This is a genomic window from Micromonospora sp. LOL_013 (genome assembly GCF_048060315.1).
Taxonomy (GTDB): domain Bacteria; phylum Actinomycetota; class Actinomycetes; order Mycobacteriales; family Micromonosporaceae; genus Micromonospora_E.
Genome location: NZ_JBHMIQ010000029.1, coordinates 36,933 through 55,027 on the forward strand (window position 1 = coordinate 36,933; position 18,095 = coordinate 55,027).

13 protein-coding genes are annotated in these 18,095 nt (G+C 71.1%); 4 read left to right on the top strand and 9 right to left on the bottom strand.

All coding sequences use genetic code 11. The features are described 5' to 3' along the window. Nucleotides 1-193 precede the first annotated feature (193 nt). A complete protein-coding gene (locus ACFHWS_RS19595) occupies nt 194-1,258 on the top strand; it encodes a helix-turn-helix transcriptional regulator (RefSeq protein ID WP_416568725.1) in 1,065 nt (354 codons plus the stop codon). A 191-nt stretch (nt 1,259-1,449) separates the two neighbouring features. Here ACFHWS_RS19595 and ACFHWS_RS19600 read toward each other — a convergent pair whose 3' ends face one another. After that, complete coding sequence (locus tag ACFHWS_RS19600; protein ID WP_416551929.1) at nt 1,450-2,163, bottom strand: hypothetical protein; 714 nt, start codon at nt 2,161-2,163, stop codon at nt 1,450-1,452. Between ACFHWS_RS19600 and ACFHWS_RS19605 the strand changes: the two genes are divergently transcribed. Beyond that, nucleotides 2,106-3,098 (top strand): CU044_5270 family protein, encoded by a 993-nt coding sequence (locus ACFHWS_RS19605; protein ID WP_416568726.1) that lies wholly within the window; start codon nt 2,106-2,108, stop codon nt 3,096-3,098. The genes ACFHWS_RS19600 and ACFHWS_RS19605 overlap by 58 nt on opposite strands. Here ACFHWS_RS19605 and ACFHWS_RS19610 read toward each other — a convergent pair. From ACFHWS_RS19610 to ACFHWS_RS19625, 4 genes are read right to left on the bottom strand one after another with little or no spacing between them, the layout of a single operon-like run. Next, on the bottom strand, nt 3,095-5,239 hold the full coding sequence (locus ACFHWS_RS19610; RefSeq protein WP_416568727.1) for a DEAD/DEAH box helicase: 2,145 nt from the start codon (nt 5,237-5,239) through the stop codon (nt 3,095-3,097). The genes ACFHWS_RS19605 and ACFHWS_RS19610 overlap by 4 nt on opposite strands. Continuing rightward, nucleotides 5,236-6,564, bottom strand: coding sequence for a BREX system ATP-binding protein BrxD (gene brxD / locus ACFHWS_RS19615; protein WP_416568728.1), 1,329 nt, complete (start codon nt 6,562-6,564; stop codon nt 5,236-5,238). Before brxD ends, ACFHWS_RS19610 begins: the two co-directional genes overlap by 4 nt. Then, nucleotides 6,561-9,455: a BREX-2 system phosphatase PglZ gene (gene pglZ, locus ACFHWS_RS19620; protein WP_416568729.1), complete on the bottom strand. Its 2,895-nt coding sequence runs from the start codon at nt 9,453-9,455 to the stop codon at nt 6,561-6,563. The genes brxD and pglZ overlap by 4 nt, the downstream gene beginning before the upstream one ends. Continuing rightward, nucleotides 9,452-13,291 (bottom strand): phage resistance protein, encoded by a 3,840-nt coding sequence (locus ACFHWS_RS19625; protein WP_416568730.1) that lies wholly within the window; start codon nt 13,289-13,291, stop codon nt 9,452-9,454. Before ACFHWS_RS19625 ends, pglZ begins: the two co-directional genes overlap by 4 nt. Before the next feature lie 439 nt (nt 13,292-13,730). Here ACFHWS_RS19625 and ACFHWS_RS19630 point away from each other — a divergent pair, with 439 nt between their 5' ends. Both ACFHWS_RS19630 and ACFHWS_RS19635 read left to right on the top strand, forming a co-directional pair. After that, a complete protein-coding gene (locus tag ACFHWS_RS19630) occupies nt 13,731-14,261 on the top strand; it encodes a hypothetical protein (protein ID WP_416568731.1) in 531 nt (176 codons plus the stop codon). Then, nucleotides 14,251-14,859 carry a hypothetical protein gene (locus tag ACFHWS_RS19635; protein WP_416568732.1) on the top strand — a complete coding sequence of 203 codons (609 nt, stop codon included), beginning with the start codon at nt 14,251-14,253 and terminating at the stop codon, nt 14,857-14,859. Before ACFHWS_RS19630 ends, ACFHWS_RS19635 begins: the two co-directional genes overlap by 11 nt. A gap of 3 nt (nt 14,860-14,862) precedes the next feature. Here ACFHWS_RS19635 and ACFHWS_RS19640 read toward each other — a convergent pair whose 3' ends face one another. The 4 genes from ACFHWS_RS19640 to ACFHWS_RS19655 all read right to left on the bottom strand — a co-directional run bounded on the left by ACFHWS_RS19640 (nt 14,863) and on the right by ACFHWS_RS19655 (nt 17,887). Then, nucleotides 14,863-15,270, bottom strand: a complete 408-nt coding sequence (locus ACFHWS_RS19640; RefSeq protein WP_416568733.1) for a nucleotide triphosphate diphosphatase NUDT15 — start codon at nt 15,268-15,270, stop codon at nt 14,863-14,865. A gap of 53 nt (nt 15,271-15,323) precedes the next feature. Next, the gene (locus ACFHWS_RS19645; RefSeq protein ID WP_416568734.1) at nt 15,324-17,126 is read right to left on the bottom strand and encodes a hypothetical protein; all 1,803 of its coding nucleotides are present in this window, start codon (nt 17,124-17,126) and stop codon (nt 15,324-15,326) included. Continuing rightward, nucleotides 17,123-17,539 (bottom strand): DivIVA domain-containing protein, encoded by a 417-nt coding sequence (locus tag ACFHWS_RS19650; RefSeq protein WP_416568735.1) that lies wholly within the window; start codon nt 17,537-17,539, stop codon nt 17,123-17,125. Before ACFHWS_RS19650 ends, ACFHWS_RS19645 begins: the two co-directional genes overlap by 4 nt. A gap of 87 nt (nt 17,540-17,626) precedes the next feature. After that, the gene (locus ACFHWS_RS19655; protein ID WP_416568736.1) at nt 17,627-17,887 is read right to left on the bottom strand and encodes a hypothetical protein; all 261 of its coding nucleotides are present in this window, start codon (nt 17,885-17,887) and stop codon (nt 17,627-17,629) included. Nucleotides 17,888-18,095: the final 208 nt, after the last annotated feature.

Here is an 18,095-nt window from a genome sequence, read left to right on the forward strand (position 1 = left end):
CCAGTAGCCGGTGACCTCCTCGACCGTTTCGCCGCGTACGCGCGCCTCGCCGCGGAAGTTGAGGTGGTGGTGGTGATCGACAAGGTCGGCCTCTTGCTGTGTGGTTCAGGCCCGACGGGTGTCGGGCGCAGGGGGCAACATTCGCAGCGGTAGCGGCCAGGTTGTGTCCGCTACTACGGTCAGAATGAGAAGCATGCCGAAAACCTCGGAGCGGCTGCTGATGCTGCTGTCGCTGCTGCAGGCCCGCCGCGAGTGGCCGGGCGGGCTGCTCGCCGAGCGGCTGGCAGTCAGCGCGCGGACCGTCCGGCGCGACGTCGACCGGCTGCGCGATCTCGGCTACCCGATCACGGCGGTCAAGGGACCGGCCGGCGGCTACCGGCTGGACGCCGGCGCCCGGCTGCCGCCGCTGCTGTTCGACGACGAGCAGGCGGTCGCGCTCGCCATCGCGCTGCGGACCGCCACCGCCAGCGGTGCCGGCATCGGGGAGGCAGCGACGCGGGCGCTGCACACCGTCCGGCAGGTCATGCCGCAGCGGCTGCGCCACCGGATCGACGCCGTAGCGGCCATCGAGGCGATCGGGGCCGTCACGACCGGGCCGACCGTCGAGCCGGCCGCCGCGCAGCCGGTCGACAGCGCGACGCTGCTGGCGGTGAGCGACGCCGTACGGGCCCGTGAGGTGCTGCGCTTCGACTTCCGATCAGCGCCCATCCCCCGCCGGGTCGAGCCGCACCACCTGGTCACCTGGCGGGGACGCTGGTACCTGGTCGGCTGGGATCTCGACCGCGACGACTGGCGGATCTTCCGGGCCGACCGGATCACCCCGCGCACCCCGACCGGGCCGCGCTTCACCCCGCGCGAGCTGCCGGCGGACAGCGTCGCCGCGTTCGTCATGGCCAGGTTCCGGGGCGCGGACGGCACAAGCGGTGCGGCCGGCTCGGCGGGCTCAGCCGGCTCCGACGGCTCGGCGAGCTCAGGTGCCTGGCCCTGCCGGGGCCAGGTGATCCTGGACCTGCCAGCCGCCGAGGTCGCCCGGTACGTCTACGGCGGCGTCGTCGAGGAGATCGGTCCACGCCGCTGCCGGCTGACCCTGGGCTCCTGGTCGTGGGTGGGTCTGGCGAGCGCCGTTGGCATGTTCGACGCCGGCATCGAGGTCGTCGGCCCGCCGGAGCTGGCCGCCGCATTCACGACCCTGGCCCGCCGGTACGCCCCCGCCGGGCAGCCTCCGAACGCCGACCACCGCCCGGTAGCCGCACCCTGACACCAGGTTGCCGCCGGTCGGACCCTTCGGCGCAACGGCACCCGCCGAACGCGACCCGACCATCATCGCCACGGCCCAGTCCACGCAACCGGTCACCGACTGCGGCACCGGCGGCTGACGTGATCGGCTGACCAGCCGTCGCATCTGGCCTAGGCTCTCTGGCCGTGACACGAGGTCGTCTTTCGGCAGCGTCACACGTGGGTGACGACGTCGAAGTTACTGGCACCGACCGTCGACTCCAGGGTCCGCATGATCGCGCGGGGGTCGTCGTACGGGCCGGAGATGTAGAGCGGTTTACCGTCGCGGCCGAACTGGATCGGCGTGGGGGTGGCCGGTGCGCCGAGGTAGGCGGCCGTCGGGCCGAAGTCCGGGTGCGGTTCGAAACCCAGACCCCGGGCGTACGCGACCGCGCCGTGCACCAGATGCTGGGCCAGCTCCAGCGGTGCGACCAGCGGAGACACGTCCAGGGTGCCGAAGAACTCGCGGCGGAAGTCGTCGATGGCGCCGACGCTCATCGGCAGCGGGCCGATGGCGTTCTTGACGCCGAGGCAGTAGACGTCGATCAGGAAGCCGCAGACGGTGGCCCGGCTGGCGCGCTCCTGGCGGGCGACGAGCACGTGCACCAGGCCACTGGGGCCGACTTCGACGCCGGCCTGCGGGTCGGTGGCCACCCACTCGTCGGGTGCTTCGGCCAGACCGAGGCCGACGCTCCAGCCGGGGTTGATCCAGCAGCCGAGCAGCGCCCGGTCGGCCGGGTCGGTGTGTGCCTGCTGGGCCGCCGCGATCTGGCGGACCAGCGGCGCGACGGCCGACGGCGCCATCCCGAGGGCCTTGGCGATCTGCTTGGGTGAGCTGCCCCGTTCCCGCAGCTCCCGGACACGGGCGAGAAGGTCCTGATCGGTCATCCGAGCGATTATGCCGGCGGAGCAGGCGGCTCGACGAACCGGGCGCGCGAACAATGATGCGGCTCGGCGGCGCGGCCCTACGGTCGGCTCGTCGGTGGAGTCTCGGCCTGGCCGGTGGAGCGTTGGCGGCGTTGCTCGTCGTGGTCACCGTCGGCGCTCTGGTACGGGGTGGCTGGCCGGCTGGCGGATCGGCACCGCCACCGGGTACGGCCGAGGCAGCCGACATCCTGCGTACCGCCGCGTTTGTGGCGCACGAGGCGGACCTGCCCGTCCCACGAGCCGGGCAGTTCGTGTTCACCGAGACGGTGGCGAGCCCGATCAACCAGGTGCAGCAGCCGGACGGCGGCTTCAGCACCGCTCAGGGGCCTCGGGTGTTGCGGCAGACCTGGCTGTCGGCGGACGGCACCCGGGACGGGCTGGTCCGCGACCGGCCGTACCGGCAGGACCGGGCCGCATCCGACGAGCTGGTGCTGCCGGCCTGCCCCGCCGTTTTGTCGGCCGACGCGGTGTCGGGCCGACCGTGTACGCCGCAGCCGGGCTTCGACGCCGGCATGCCGGACAGCCCGGCGGCGGTGCTCGACTGGCTCCGAGCCGGTGTGTCCTCGGCGGCGGGGCCGAAGGTGGCGTCCGTTGCCGCCCCCGGTGGCGGCGTCGCCGATGCGCTCGTCTTGCAGCGGGCCGGTGAGCTGCTGGTCGGCGGTCGGTATCTCACCTCGGGTCAGCGGAGCGCCCTGTTCGCCGCGTTGGCTTCGCTGCCGGGGGTGACCGTCCGGCAGCAGGTGCGGGACCTTGCCAACCGCCCCGGGGTGGGGGTCGGCCTGGCCGACGGGACGACCCTCGTCTTCGACGCGACGTCGTACGCGTTCCTCGGCACCACTAACAGCGCCCTGCTCCGCCAGGCCACCGTCGACGGATTAGGAGACATACCGTCCTAGATCGATATGAAACGGGTGCTCTGGCGAAGGACGGCCAGGGCGGCAACCGGGTCGGCCAGTCGGGCGGCGAGGGTGGCCGTCGCGAGCCGCGCCGGCAGGGCGGCGCTGAACTTGAGCCCGGCCAAAGCCTTCTCGTCGACGTCGGGCAAACAGATCCGTTCGGTGGCGTCTGCGGTGAGGGAACACCAGTCGGCGGGGGTCAGGTCGGCGCGCAGCCGGATCTGGCAGTCGTCGAAGCGCTGCACCGGGTCGACCACTTCGCTGAGGGTCGCGGCGAGGGTGGCGTTGGCCCGGTATCCGGCCCAGGTCCACCAGCGCAGGTCGCCGGAGCGGTCACGCAGGATGACGTTGCCACCGGGGTGCACCAGCGAGGAGCGCTCGTCGCGTACGCGGTGCAGCCGGTCGACCGCGCGGCGGGTGAGCCGTACCGGTGGATCGGTGCCGAGCAGGACGTCACGCATGGCCCGGGTCAGTTCGTAGCCCAGCCCGGCGAGGCCGCCAGCCGTCCAACGGGCCTTCCCTCCGCCGTCGGCAGGTTCGACGAAGCAGCGCCGTCGCCGCCAGTCGATGTACGTGACCCGCCAACTCTGCCCGGTGAGCAATAGCCGGCGGTCACCCCGGACCTCCTCCGTGAGCAGGCTCGGGTCGATCCGGCCGAGCTCGGATTGTCCGTAGAGGACGGTGAACTCGGGTGGACCGGTGAAGACCGCGGTCATCGACATGAAGTGCCGGTGCCCGAACCGCTTTTCGGCTTCGGGGCCGATGAACAGCATGCCGCTGTCGGTGTCGAGGTATCCGCTGTCCACCAGGTGCCGCAGGATCGGCCGGGCGCTTTCGTCGAACGGTGCCAGCCCGTTCCACCACCCGATGCACTCCTGGTCGCCGACCTGACCCTGCTGCAGGCTCAGGGCGAGGATCTGCTGGGCGACGATGTGCCGGGGTTCAGGCGGCGGGACGACCGGCTCCACCCAGCCACGGCCCCACAGGGTCAGCAGCGCGGCCGCTTCGATCAGTGCGTCGCCGTCGCGGGCGAGGAACAGGCAGTTGCGGGTGGCACCGGGGCGGCGTCCGGTCCGGCCGAGTCGCTGCAGAAACGACGCGACGGTCGCCGGGGCGTCGATCTGGATCACCCGGTCGAGGTCACCGACGTCGATTCCCAGCTCCAGGGTGCTGGTGGAGACGATGACGCAGTCCCGGGCCTCGGCGAACGCCTGTTCGGAGCGGCGTCGTTCGTCGGCCGAGAGCGAGGCGTGCGACAGGAACGTGGTGATGTCGCGTTGGCGCAGCAGCTGGCCGAGCTCTTCGACGGTCTGCCGGGATTCGCAGAAGACCAGCCGTTTCTCGCCCGCGTGCAGCGCGGCGATCACGGTGGCGGCGTTGGACAGCGAGCCGACGAAGTCAAGCTCGACGTCGCCGGGCGGTGCCCGGTCCGCGACGGCTGCCCCCGCGACCGGGGCGGAAGCGGCAGCCGGGGCGGAAGCGGTGTCGGGGGCGACGACCCGGCTCGGGCGGCTGGCCGCGCCGGAGCCCTGCAGCCAGGTCAGCAGGGCGTCCGGGTTGCCGACGGTGGCCGACAGCCCGATCCGTTGCAGCGGTCGGCCGATCAGGTGGGTGAGCCGTTCCAGGACGGCCAGCAGATGCCAGCCACGGTCGTCGTCGGCGAAGGCATGCACCTCGTCGACGACGACGGCCCGCACCCCGGCGAAGAACGACCGGTGGTCTACGTTGGCGCTGACCAGCATCGCTTCCAGCGATTCCGGGGTGGTCAGCAGGATGTCGGGCCGGCTGGCGAGGATCGCCCGGCGGCGGGCCGGGGTGACGTCACCGTGCCAGAGGGCGGCCCGGCGGCCGAGCCAGTCGGCGTAGCGTTCCAGCCGGGGCAGCAGGTTGTTCAGCAGCGCCTTCAACGGGCACAGGTAGAGCACCGAGGTGCCGGGCCAGCCGGCGTCGGCCATCTTCGACAGCAGCGGAAAGACGGCGGCTTCGGTCTTGCCGCCGGCGGTGGGGGCCAGCAGCAGGGCGTCCGCACCGGCCAGGATAGGGCCGACCGCGGCCCGTTGCATCGGCCGCAGGTCCCGCCAGCCCAGGCTGTTGACCAGGTGGTACGTCAGGACCGGGTGCAGCTCGCCGGTGTCGGTCACGGCAGGTCCAACGGGACCTCGCCGGCGCTGGCCGCGTTGCGTTCGACCGGGGTCAGCTCGTCGGAGCGCACCGTCAGCTGGTAGTGCCGGCGCGGGTCCCAGTCGGTGAACTGGTCGGCCCGGTCGAGCACGTCGGCGACCAGCTTCTTCAGGTAGATCCGGGGCGCCATTCCGACGGTGCCGCCGAGTCTGCCGGTGACCGAAGTCGCCAGCTCGGTCAGGTACGCGTCGTCGACCCGGCCGGCGAGCCGTCCGCTGCCGTAGATCCGGCGGACCCGTACGCCGAGCTCGACGAGCGCCGGCACGGTGAAACCGGGCAGCCGCAGCTGCACCGCACGCGGGTTGTCCCAGCGGGGGTCGCCGCCGAAGTCGGTGGCGAGGCGTTGGGCCAGCGGGGCGAGGCGCTGCACCCCCTGTGCGCCGTCGTAGAAGGCGGGGGTACCGGTGATCACCAGGAACAGGCCGGGAATCCGTCCGCCGTGGACGTCGTCGACGAGTTGGCGCAGCGCGTTGAGGGCCTTGTCCCGGGAGTCGGAGCGGACCCGTTGCAGGGTCTCCACCTCGTCGAGGACGAGCAGCAGACCGGGGTGGCCGCTGTCGCGCAGCACGGTGAGCAGGCCACGCAGGAAGCTCAGCGCGGCGAAGTGGTCCAGGTCGCCTTTCACTCCGGCGGCCCGGCGGGCGGTGGCGGCGACGTGCGGCTGCCCGGCGAGCCAGGCGGCGAGCCCGTCGGCGGTGGGCTGGTCGCCGGCGGCGGTGGCGGCGCGGTAGCCGCGTAGCGCGGCGGCGAACCCGGGGGTGCTGCGGGAAATTTCGGCGAGGCGGCGTTCCAGCAGGTCGCTGACGGCCCGGTCGAGCCCGTCGCGGTCCGATTCACTGACGGTGCCCGACGCGAGTACGTCCTCCTCCAGCGCGAAGATCCAGCCGTCGAGGACGGGCCGTAGCGCGCTGGCGGCGAACTGTTCGGTGTTGAGGTGCTCGACGAGCCGGCGGTAGACGGTCTCCATCCGGTGCAGCGGGGTTTCCAACTCGGAGATCTGCACTTCGGCGGCGGCGAAGCCGCGCCGTTTGGCCCGTTCGGCCAGCCAGCGGGCGAAGAACGTCTTGCCGGCACCGTACTCGCCACGGACGGCTTTGAAGACGCTGCCGCCACCGGCGACCCGGTCGAGGTCGTCGTCGATGGCGGCGGCGAACCGGTCCAGCCCGACCGCGAGCGCGTCGAGGCCGTTGGCGGGCACGGCACCGCGCCGCAGCGCGTCGATGATGTCGCGGCGGCGACGCGGCGAGATTTCCGGTGGGCTGCCCGGCGGGGTCGGCACGGTCACGACGACTCGCCGAGGTCGAACTGCTCGACCAGCAGCGGCCTGTCGAGCACGACGGTCTGCCCGTCGGCGTCGATGGTCAGCACCGGGTACCCCTCGACCTGCAGCAGCCGACGCAACGCGGTCACCGTGCCCTGGATCCGATGGGCGGGCACCCCGGCCTGCGCGGCGAGGGTTTCCAGCCCGGCCCGGCCGTTGCCGGCCAGCAGCACCCGGAGCAGGGCGGCGACCCGGTCGTCGTCGAGCGGGGTACGCGGGTTGCGGCGCTGGGCGTACCGCTCGCTGGCGAGCAGCCGGTCGATCAGCGCCCGGTCCGCATCGGCCGGCGCGGCGACCGGCGGCGCGGCCGCCGTCGGCTGCTGCGGATCGGCGGGTACGTCGAACAGCTGCTCGGTCTGGACCGGCTTCGCCGACTGGCCGCCTTTGCCGGCCCGCCTGCCGCCCGTACCGGACCGGCCGCCGCCACCTCCGCCGGTGCCGGGCTGTGCTGTCGACGACACCGGTTCCCGCCACCAGTCAGGGCTGGCGACCGGAGCGGGCTGCCAGTCGGGCACCGACTCTTCGTTGCCGGCGGTGAACATCAGCAGCGGGATGACGGCTTCGGCCGGGGCGGCGCCGCCGTGGTAGCCGGCCTTGCGGGGGCCGTAGCGCAACTCCTCCCGCCACGGCAGCACGACGGTGCCGCCGCCGAGCAGCACCCGCCGCCCGGTGACCACGGTCTCGCCGTCACCGAGCCGGTCACTGGCGCTGTCGCCGCTGCTGTCCGCGGTGCTGTCGGTGGTGCTGTCGGTGGTGCTGCTGGTGACCGGTCGCCACCGGTTGTTCTGCCCGTCGCCGCCGGGCAGGGTGACCGCCTCGGGCCCCCGGTCGACGACGTGCCCGTGGTCGGAGACGATCACCACCACCCGGTGCCGGGCGACGGCGAGCAGGTCCCGTACGGCCGGGACGGTGTCCTGGCCCCAGACGGTGCTGCCGGGCTCGCCGTAGCCGAGGGAGTCGTCGATGGTGTTGACGACGGCGGCTACCACCGGCACGGCCGGGTCGTCGATCGCGGCCCGCACCTCGGGGTCGATGGCGGCACCCGCCCCCGCGCGCAGGGAGTTCTTGTGCAGCAGTCGACCGCCGGTGAACCGCCCTTCGAAGGCGCTCTGCTCGGTCTGCCGGTCGCCGACGGCGAGCTGGCCGCTGAGCAGGCTGCACCGGCTGGCCTCGGTCACCGTGGGCAGCGCGGCGAGGACACCGGCCCGGGGGCCGCCGGCCTGGGTCAGCTCGATCCAGCTGCCGTCGCGGGTGAGCGATTCGGCGAGTTCGGTGGCGGCGGCGACGCCCATGCCGTCCATGACCAGCAGCAGCGCCTGACGTCCGGCGTCGAGGATCGGGGCGACGACCCGGTCCAGGACGTCTTCGACGCGCAGCATCCGGCCGGGTTCGGCGTCGGCGCGGGTGGCTTCGGCGAGCAGGCCGGCGAACTGTTCGTCGTGGCGGGCGCGGCGGGCGTCGACGGCCCGGTGCAGCGCCTGGTACGCCTCGGCGACCTCGGGGTCGACGTCCCCGGCAAAGACGTCGAGCCGGGCCCGGTCCACCCAGCCGTCGACGGTGACCTGCCGTTGCAGGGCGGCGTACAGGGTCCGGGGTGGCTGGCCGGCCGGCCGGCTGAGCCAACGCAGCAGGCGCAGGGCCATGTGGGCGGTGGTCCGCCGGCCCTGGTCAGCGGCCCGGTGTTCGGTGAGCCGTTTGAACGCGGCTTCTGCTCGGCTGAGCCCGGCCGTGGTGACGGTGCCGGCGGCGGGTGCGCCGGGCGGCGGCAGGGCGGCGTGTACGGCTGCGGCGAAGGCGCGCAGCCGCCAGGTGACCCCGGCGGGCAGCAGGCTGGACGCCGCCAACTGGCTGGTCAGCTCGATGTCGGCGGCGATGGCCTCGGCCCGGCGGACCAGCCGAAGCCCCTGCTGGCGGACCATGTCGTCGTCGGAGTCGAGGGCACGGGCCACCCAGGCGTCGGCGGCGTCGTGCAGCGCCGCGGCCTGCACGGGGGTCATCCGCAGGGCACCGAAGCGGGGTTCGAGCCGGGTCCGGGCGACGGCGACTTCGACTCCGGCCGGTCCGCTGGCCGCCGCGCCGGCTGGCCTGCCGGCCGGCGTGGGCCAGAGCACCTCGGCGAGCAGCCCGATGGGGATGACGTCGACGCCGTGGCCGGCGCGGACCGCCGCCATCACCGGCTCTGCGATCGGCCCGGCGACGTCACGGAGATAGGCGGTGATGCCGTCGGCGACGTCGGCGGCGACCCTGTCGGTGAACCGCTGCTGCGCCTGCGCGTCGGTGGTCCACTGCAGCAGTCCGGAGGCGTCGAGCTGGTCACGGTCGACGCCGAGCAGTTCGGCGGTGAGGCAGCGCAGCGCGTGGTCGCGGGTGAGGATCGTGCCGGGCGGGGTGGGCCAGCCGTCGACGGGGGCGTGGTCGGCGAGCGCGGCGGGCAGCCAGCGGCGGTCGGTCGGCAGGCTGGGGTCGAGTCGCACGCCGCCGAACATCTGCCGGACGAGTTCCCAGGCGTTGACGCTGCGGACGGACTGCCGGCTGAGGTGGGCGAGCAGCCCGTCACCGAGGACGGCGTCGGGCAGGTCGGTGAGCAGCACCAGCTTCTCGTCGTCGGCTCGGTCGTGCAGGGCGGCGCGGGCGGCGAGCGGCGTCGGGCAGGCGACGACCCGCAGCCGGACACGACCGACGACGATCACCGCATCGCTGTCCCAGACCGGTGCGGCGCGCAGCGCGATGGCGTCGGTGCCGTCGTCCTCCTTCAGCCAGGCGGCGACTTTGCGGCGTACGGCGTCGGGCCGTACGGCGTCCGGTCGGCCCGGCGGGGTCGGGGTCGCGGTCGACCGGGTGGGTGCCGCGGTCACTCGGTCTCCCAGGTGATCCGGACCCGTCTGCCCTGGGCGAGTTCGCCGCTGATTTCGTCGGTGAGTTCCTTGAGGCCGGCCTCGTCGACGATGGTCCGCTGGCGCGGCGGCTTCGCACCGGGCACGGCAGGCGAGCCGCCGCCGGTGTGGTCGTAGCCCATGGCCCGCGTACCGCTGGGGTCGGCGACGGTGACCGTGGCATCCCCGTCGGGCAGCTGCGGGTTCGGCCTCGGATCCGGAGCCGGGTCCGGGTCCGGCGGGGGCGACGGCGTCGAGGTGGGGCGGCGTTCGGCGAGCAGTGCCGCCGCCGCACCGAACACGGCGTGCAGCTCGCCGACCAGGTCGAGGGAGTGCTGGTGGTGGCCGGCGGCGGTGTGCAGCCGGTCGACCAATGCGCGGGCCCGCTCGTCGTCGGCGGCCATCGAGGTGATGGCGGTCAGCACCGCCCACTGGGTGTCCCGCAGGGCGCGGACCATCGTCGGCGCGCTGGCGATCGCCGTACCGGCGGTCGCGTCGTCGATGTCGCCGAGGTCGGCGCCGGCGAGTTGGGCGATCAGGACGACGTCGTCGCGTTCGTGGCGCAGGTCGGTGAGCAGCCGGGCGAGGCGGCGGGTGACGCCGATCCGGCCGGTGTCGGCGGCGGGGTCGAGGCCGAGGGTGCCGGCGTGCGCGGTGAGCTGGTCGAGCAGGTCGCTGACGGCCGGTCCAAGTTCGGTGGCGGCTTTCCGGACCTGGGCCGCCGCCTTGGCGAGGTTTGCTGGGATGAGCCAGGCCGGCAGCACCTGGCCGAACAGGTGCTGGGCGCGTTCGATTGCCCGTTGCCAGTCGGTGTCGCTCGGCATCGGCGGGAACTTCAGTTCGTGGGCGTCGGTGACGGCGTCGACCCGGTCGACGGTGACCTGGCCCTCGTTGAGGTACCAGGCGAGCTGGTGGTCGAGGGCGAAGACGCAGAGGATCAGGTTCTGCAGGCTGCGGTCGAAGCCCCGGGGCTCCGGCTGGTCGAGGTGGCCGCGCAGTCGGTGCACCGGGAAGCTGTCCCGGTAGCCGTCGGCGGCGGCCCGCTGCAGCAGGTGCCGGGTCCAGTAGCTGGTGCTGGTGGTGAGCACGTAGCGGTGGTCGGCCAGCTCGCCGAGTTGCAGGTTGTTGCAAATCCGCCGCAGGGTCCGCTGGTCGGTGGCCGGGACGGTGACGCCCCGGGTGGGGTCGGCGACGGCCTGCCGGGCGTAGGTAAGGACCTTGGCCAGCTCGGCGCTGGTCGGCGGTTTCTCGTCCTCGGGCAGCGCCGGCCGGCCCGGGTAGGTCGCGGCCAGCAGCTGTCCGGTGAGATTGTGGAACGCTTGGGCCAGGGTGCCGCCGCGCGGGTCGCCGAGTTCGCCGTCGACGGCATCGTCGAGGGTGTGCAGCACCCCGACGCTGTCCTCGACGACGTCGCCGGGCTGCGGGGCGGCGACGCCGTACGCCTGTTTGAGGGCGTTGGTGACGGTGCCGCGCAGCTGGGTCTGTCGCTGCTGAAGGTAGACGCGGCCCTGCTGGCGTTCGCTCACCGACCAGTCGCGGACGGCGTCGTTGTACCGTTCGCCGGTGCCGCCCAGCAGGTAGTTGATTTTCGACAGTTGGGCGAGGTGGCCCATCATCTGGTCGCTGAAGTAGAGCGGCAGCCAGAAGACGCTGCGTTCGCCGCGCGGCAGGGCTTCGATCCGGGCCCGGTCGTCGCTGCGTGGGCGGCCCTGCGGGTCGAACGGGTAGTCGATGACGATGCGCCAGGCTTCCCCGGTGGGTAGCAGCGCGGCGACGGGCATGCTGTCGCCGTCGCGTACGTTGCCGAACTTGACCTGGACGGTGTGTCGCCGGCCGCGCCACTCGCGGGGGTGTTGCAGCTCGCCGAGCTGCCCGGTGGCACCGGTCAGCCCGATCTCGGTGCTGACCAGCTCGCGCAGCAGCTGCTGCAACGCGCCGCCGGTGGTCGCCTCTTCGGGCCGGACCCAGTCGAGGAGCTTGTCGTAGTCGACGGTGTGCAGCTCGATGGTGACGACCGGGTCGGCGCCGTCGGTGAGGTGCAGCTCGCCGGCCTCGTTGGCGACCTTGTTGAGCCGATTGAGCACGATCTGGTGCTCGTAGCCGGGGATCGGCGAGGTGATGGTGCCGAAGTTGAGCGCGTGCAGTTTGCCGGCGGTGAGGTTGTGCAGGGCGGGCACCTCGGGCACCAGCGCCCCGAGCAGCACCGTCTTGATCAGCTTGTCGTCGAGCTCGAACTGGGTGTTTGCGGCCGCGTCGGCTTCGGTGATGCTGTTGAGCCGCAGCAGCAGCGGGCGCAGCTTCTTGCCGTACAGGTCGCGGGCGGCTTCGAAGCGCTGCCTGAGCTCGACCCGGTCAGGTAGTTCGCCGCGCAGCACCAGCGGCTCGAACAGCGCGGCCACCCCGATGAGGTCGTTGATCCGCAGGGTGTCGCGGCGTTCGACGAGCAGCTCGGTCATCACCTTGATCGCGGTCCGTTCCCGCTGCAACGCCTGGGAAAGGGCGACGAGGGTGGCGACCAGGGCTGGTGAGAAGGGGTAGAGCTTGCGGAAGGCGGTGGCGTCGGAGCCGATGCCGGCGTCGCCGTACTGCGCGCCGAGCAGCAGGATGTCCCAGACCTGCCGGTTGCCGCGGACCACGGCGAACGCCCGGTCGATTTCGGCCTTCGCTTCGTCGCTGCGCGGCTTGAGCAGCCGTTTCTCGGTGATTTCCGGCAGGTTGGTGTCGGCGAGCGGGATCTCCCCGAGCCGGCCCTGGACGCTGCGTAGGACCAGCGCGAGGACTTCGCGTTCGGTGCCGCCGACCTGCGGGCCGAGGAACTCCTCCAGGTTGCGTTGCCGGGCGACGAAGGAGATCAGCGGGATCGGCCGGTCGGCGTCGGCCGACTCGACCAGCTTGTTGAGCTTGGCGCCTTCGGTGTTGACGAAGACGTGGTCGCTCATCTTGGTGGACAGCCACAGGATCATCTCGTCGAGGAAGAGGACGATCCCGTCATAGCCGAGGTTGCTGGCGTGCCGGGTGATGACGGCGAGGCCGGTGTCGAGGTCGAGGTACTCGCCGCTGCGTACCGCGTTGGTGAAGAACGCGGTGGTGAGGGCGGTGACGAGCCGGTCGCGGTCGGCGGTGCCCGGCGGCTCGGCGGCGGCAGCGGCGTACCGGTCTGCGGTCCAACCCTGTCGCTGGCTGTGTAGCACGGCCAGGCCGGGGGTTCCGTCGTCCGAGCTGACGGCGGAGGCGGATCCGGCGGCGCTGCCTGCGCCGCTGCTGGCCGACCCGGCGGCGACGCCGGGGTCGGCGTCACTGAGCGCGGCGAAGAACGCCTCGTCACCCATCCGGGCGCGCAGCCCGGCCGCGTCGGTCAGCAGCGCGTCGGACCGGTGTACGGCGGGCGTCGGCGCGTCGGGGTGCAGCGCGGTGATCTGGTTGAGGTAGCCCTCCAGCACGGCCTGTTCGACCGAGCGGGCGTCGAGCATGTGGAAGGTGAGGGTGAGCAGCCGCCGCCCGGTGAGCCACCTGTCGGCGGCGACCACCTGCTCGCCGAGGTTGCGCAGGGCGCGGGCCTCGGGGTTGCCGTGCAGGATCTCCCGCAGTACGGCCATGAAGTGCGACTTGCCGGAGCCGAAGGAGCCGTGCAGGAAGGTTGCCTGGGACCGGCCGGTGGTGACGGCGTGCTCGACCTTGGCGAGTGCCTTGGTGAAGCTGTCCCGGAGCTGGTCGGTCACGACGTAGTTGGCCAGGTCGGCACCGGCGGCGGCGCGTACGACGAAGTCGGAGTCGCCCACCGAGGTCGGGATGTTGATCAGATCCCGCAGCAGTGTCATCCCGCTCCCCTCCACCCGGTTGAGCACGTGTGAAGCCGTGACCGCCTCAGCCCGTCGATCCTAGGCGGCAAGCGCCGGCAAGCCCAGACACGTCGCCCACAGTTCGCCTCGTCCCGTAATGAAGCGCACGCGCCATACCTGGTAGCGCGGCGAAGATCGTGCAATCAGTTCGATGTAGGCAAACTCCCACTACATCCACGTTCATCAACGCCGCTAAGATTGAACACGATATCGACGTTGCGGTATCATCACCGTACGCACACCCCCGACAACCAAGGGTTGATCAAGAAAGTCAGATAGCCGACAGATGTGACCTCGCGAGCAAAGATCAACACTATCCGCACACCAATCACCACCAGCAGTTACCCATGATCATCAGCCAGATAACGGAGAGATGCGAAGAAGAGCCCAACAGCCCAGCTTGCCCGATTAGCTGTTTTTGCACGTCAAACTCAACAACACGAAAGCTCTTATGATCCTCAGTCATGCGGGAGAGCAACAAAGAGATCATGATGAGGTCAGCGAACACCCACAGAAGCAGATAGACGACCTCGAAAAAGAGAAACTACGGCTGCAAATCGATCGAGCAAACCTGCGAACTGAACGGACCGAGCAGGCACTCAAGCAGCTGAGGGAAGATAGCAGAAAGGGCCACAAGTTCCAGATTATTCAAGGGATTGTCGACGGCACGCGGTGGATCGCGGTCATCGCCGTAGCATGGATTCCACTTCAAGCGGTGCAGCCTATCGCCGCCGCCTTTGCCGGCGAGACAACAGCCGTGAATGCCGACATAAGAGTAAGCATAGCAGTTGCCTACTCCGTTGCATCCACCACCATCCTTGGCGTGACAGCAAATCAGAGTCGCCTGAGGAAGAAGAAAATCAAGCAACAGAGAGAGCGCCTTGACAAACTAGAGAAGGAGCTGGAGAGCGCGAATAGCCGACAGAAAGAGGAAGAAAATGCACATTGACTCGCTGGCATTCTTCATAATGCTGATCTCTGCGGCCCTGTCACCATTCCTGCTAATTTATCAGCTTACCCGCCTAGCGCACAGCCAATTTCGCAACGAGCTGTGGCTAATTCGAGACGGACTAGTCGACGACCTACGAACCGGGAGGATTCAACGCAGCCCCGCCGCAGAGCGCCTTCTCAAACTAGTGAAGACCCATATCAGCGTCGCCGGGCGACACACTTTGACCGATGCGCTGATCGCACTCGCCATCTTCAAACCTTCCAACAGCACCCCGATTGCGGACCAGATCCTAGGCGACGTGCCACCACGCGACCGTCCGATACTAGCCGAGTATCTACGGCGGCTGCAGGACGCGAGCCTGAGACACATCAGCCGCGCTTCTGCGGCCAGTTGGCTGATGGCGGTGTCCTTCAAAGCGCTCCGCCGAGCCGCGCGCACCTCCGGCAAACGGGAACGGGCCGAGAAGCACAGCATGCAGACGATCCGCGAGGATCTGGATCACGTCGAGGTACAGCTCATGCCACGGCTGATGCCATCACGGAGCGCCCGGAAAAGCAGAAGAAACCGGTCGGAGATGCCGACCCTCGTCGGCTGATTGTCACGGCAGCAGCTGCGCCAGGTCGTGCTGGTCGAGCAGGTTACGCATGGGGAGGAAGAGTGGATCAGGCATCGTGGGCGGGGCGGTCCAGCGGAGGTCGACGAACTTGTCCGGCTCGCGGACCTGTGGACTGCCCCGCAGGTGGTCACTGATCATCCAGATCGTCACGTAGTGCCGGGCGGCGTCGAAGACGTCGTTGGTTACCGCTCCGAAGCGTACGTTGGTGATCTCGACGCCGGTTTCCTCCTCGACCTCCCGCCGCGCGGTCTGCTCGAAGCTCTCCCCGTGTTCGAGGTGGCCGCCGGGCAGCGACCAGGTGCCGGCCCCGTGGGCACCTTTGCGGAAGCCCATCAGGAAGCGACCTTCGCTGAGCACGAATGCCGCCACACCGACCCTGGGTTGCTGCACGCCCACCACCTAAACGCCCAGCAACCCGAGCCGTCAACATCGTCAGGCAGAGGCTACCTCGGGTGGTCTGTGGTGCGGGTGTGGGTGCCGTCGGGGTGGAGGCGGACAGTGACAGGTTCGCCGGGCCGGGTGGCGGCGTGGCGGCGTACCTGGGTGATGCAGGTTGTGGTGTCGGGGAGGGTGCCGGCCGCTGCGGGCTGTTGCGGCACGGGGATCGGCGTGGTCGGGTCGGTGGGGATGGTGGCGCGCAGTGCGCCGTGTAGATAGCGGTAGCACAGCGCGACGGCTTCGGGCAGGGCGGCGCTGGTGGGGACGGGGTCGACGGCCAAGCGTGTGGCCGGGTCGACGACCCGGACCGACCAGGAGTGACCTTGGGACAGTTCGGGTCGGCCGATGGTGTTGCGGTGGTCGATGACGGTGATGTCGAGGGCGAGGCCGAGGCCGCGGGTCAGGGCGGCGAGTTCGTCGAGGGTGGGGCCGGGCCAGCCGTTGGCGAGGACCATGACGCGGGCGCCGTCGTGGGTGGCGCCGACTTCACCGAGGTACGCGTCGAGTGGGTCGCCACCGGTGTGGGGGACCTGGCTGACGCCGTTGCGCAGGTGCTGGTCGATGCTGTGTTCGCCGTCGATGTCGGTCAGGTCGGTCGGCTCGACGCCGAACTGCGCCGCGAGCGAGCCGATCTGGTAGTGCTCGTCGAGCTGCCACACGGTGGTGCCGGACGGTCGGTCGGTGAGCACCAGGGTGGGCGGTTGCGGGCCGACGGCGGCTTCCGGGTCGCCGGTCGGTTCGCTGTCGGGTCGCCAGTTGCGGTGCACGGTCCGGCCACGCAGGTCGGTGACGGTGAGCACCGCGCCGCGTCGCACCTGGCGGGTGCCGTAGCAGTCCAGGCAGTACGGCGGGTCGGGCCGGTCGGCGCACCGCGTGCAGGGGTGGGTGGGGATCGGCTCGCCCCAGTGTTTCGGTGCCGGCGGTTCCCAGCCGCGGACGAACGTGCCGGCGGTGTCGGCGGGCCGCAGGCTGGTGTGCCACCAGTGCCGGTTACGCCAGATGGCCTGCGCCCCACCGTGCTGCTCGGCATCGGCGATCATGCGGCGTTCGACCTGGTCGAGGTCGTGGCCGCCGGGGTGCCCGTCCAACCCGACCGGCACCGCACGCCCGGTGAGGGCGGCGTCTGTGAGGTAGTGGGCGGGCAGCAGCGGATTGGCGACGGTCAGGCCGGTCACCGCCCGTTCGGCGGGGATGGTGGCGAGCGCGGTCGGCAGGTCGGCGATCCACCGGTGCTGGTAGTCGGGCACCGCACCGCCGGCATGCTCGAACCGGACGTCCCAGCTCAGCCCACGCCCGATGGAGCTGGGCCGCACTTCGAGGACCAGGTCGACGTGCAACTGGTCGGCGAGCGCGCACAGCCGACCGAGCAGCCGGCCCGGATCGCCCGGTGGCGGCAGCTCGACGCTGCGGCCGATCAGCACCAGCCACGGCGACACCAGCCGGTCGGTGAGCGCGACGGCTTCCCACCGCAGCCGGTCCCGCTGCGGAACGGTGGGCTGCCACTGCCGGGGCAGCGTCAACCCGGACGACGGCAGCCGGCCGGGCTCGTCGGGGAAGTCCAGGTCACGCAACGTCGCCTCGACCACCCCGGCACGGGCGGCGAGGTCGGCGACGATCGGCGCGTACGGCAGCCACCACGTCCCACCCGGCGTCGGCAACGGCGTAAACGAGCCGGGGACCAGGCTGGTTGACGCGACCTGCCCGGTGTCGAGGTTGGCGACGGTAAAGACGCGTTGCGCCCGCCGGCGGTCCGCGCCGACGCCGACGATGTGCAGCGAGCCGGCCGGCACCTGGTTGACGCCGTTCACGCCGCCACCCCCGCCCCGAACCGGTGCGACTGCTCGAACTGCTGCGACTGCCAGTCCCGCAACGCCTGCTTGAGCCGGGCGTTCTCCTCGCGGGTGGAGCCAAGTTCGGCGCGCAGCGCGGTCAGCTCGTCGGCGACCAGGTGCAGGAAGGCCCGTACCTCGACCGGGTCGCAGCCGCGCCGGACCCGGTCGCCGAACGCACGGTCGCGGACCAGGCCGGGGCTGATCGACGGCCGCACCGGCCGCCCGTACAGGTGACCGGCAGCGTTCGGGGCGGGCCGCACCGACGGACGCGGCCCGGCCGCGGCGTCGGTCGGCCGCCGGTTGTTGTGGCGGGCGATCTCAGCGAGCAACCGCCGGTTACGCCGGCTCCGCACCGGAGCCCGCCGGAACAAATCAAGGAATCCACGCACAGCAGGAACCACCTTTCACACAGTCGAAAAACCTTCAGAGGTACGGATAGAGCGCGCGGTTACGTCGCAGTTGTGCCGCCGCCCGGGTCAGCGGTGGGGCCGGCGCGGGCGCGGTGCCCAGCGGAGACCGTCGCGCTGGACGAAGATCTCCCGACGTTCACGCGCTTCACCGTCGGCTGCCAACACGTAGCCGGCCAACCAGACCCAGCCCTCGTACGTCAGCTTTTGGTCCACTGTCGTCACCCGGAACCGGAAACCCCGCCCGGCCGCGAACTGCACACTCGCCCGACCGTCGATGATCAACTCGTCACCGGGCCGGGGATCGGCCGGGGACCGGTCGGCCGGCACGCTACCGATCAGCGGCGGGCAGCGTCGTCCGACCGCAGTCGGGACACCACCGCGATTTGATCTTGAAACTGAACAACCCGACGAAGAACCCGAGCAGGATTCCGGAAACCAGGGCACCAAGCGCCACCATGATCAACCCTTCCGATTGGGCTGGGGACGACCGGGCGAGCCGTTACCTCAGCCTGCCCGATCACCTGGGACTTCAGCG

Excerpts from the sequence above, each read along its gene's own strand:
- ACFHWS_RS19595 (WP_416568725.1), top strand. The coding sequence starts at position 194 with ATGCCGAAAACCTCGGAGCGGCTGCTGATGCTGCTGTCGCTGCTGCAG.
- ACFHWS_RS19635 (WP_416568732.1), top strand. The coding sequence starts at position 14,251 with ATGCACATTGACTCGCTGGCATTCTTCATAATGCTGATCTCTGCGGCC.
- ACFHWS_RS19600 (WP_416551929.1), bottom strand. The coding sequence starts at position 2,163 with ATGACCGATCAGGACCTTCTCGCCCGTGTCCGGGAGCTGCGGGAACGG.
- ACFHWS_RS19625 (WP_416568730.1), bottom strand. The coding sequence starts at position 13,291 with ATGACACTGCTGCGGGATCTGATCAACATCCCGACCTCGGTGGGCGAC.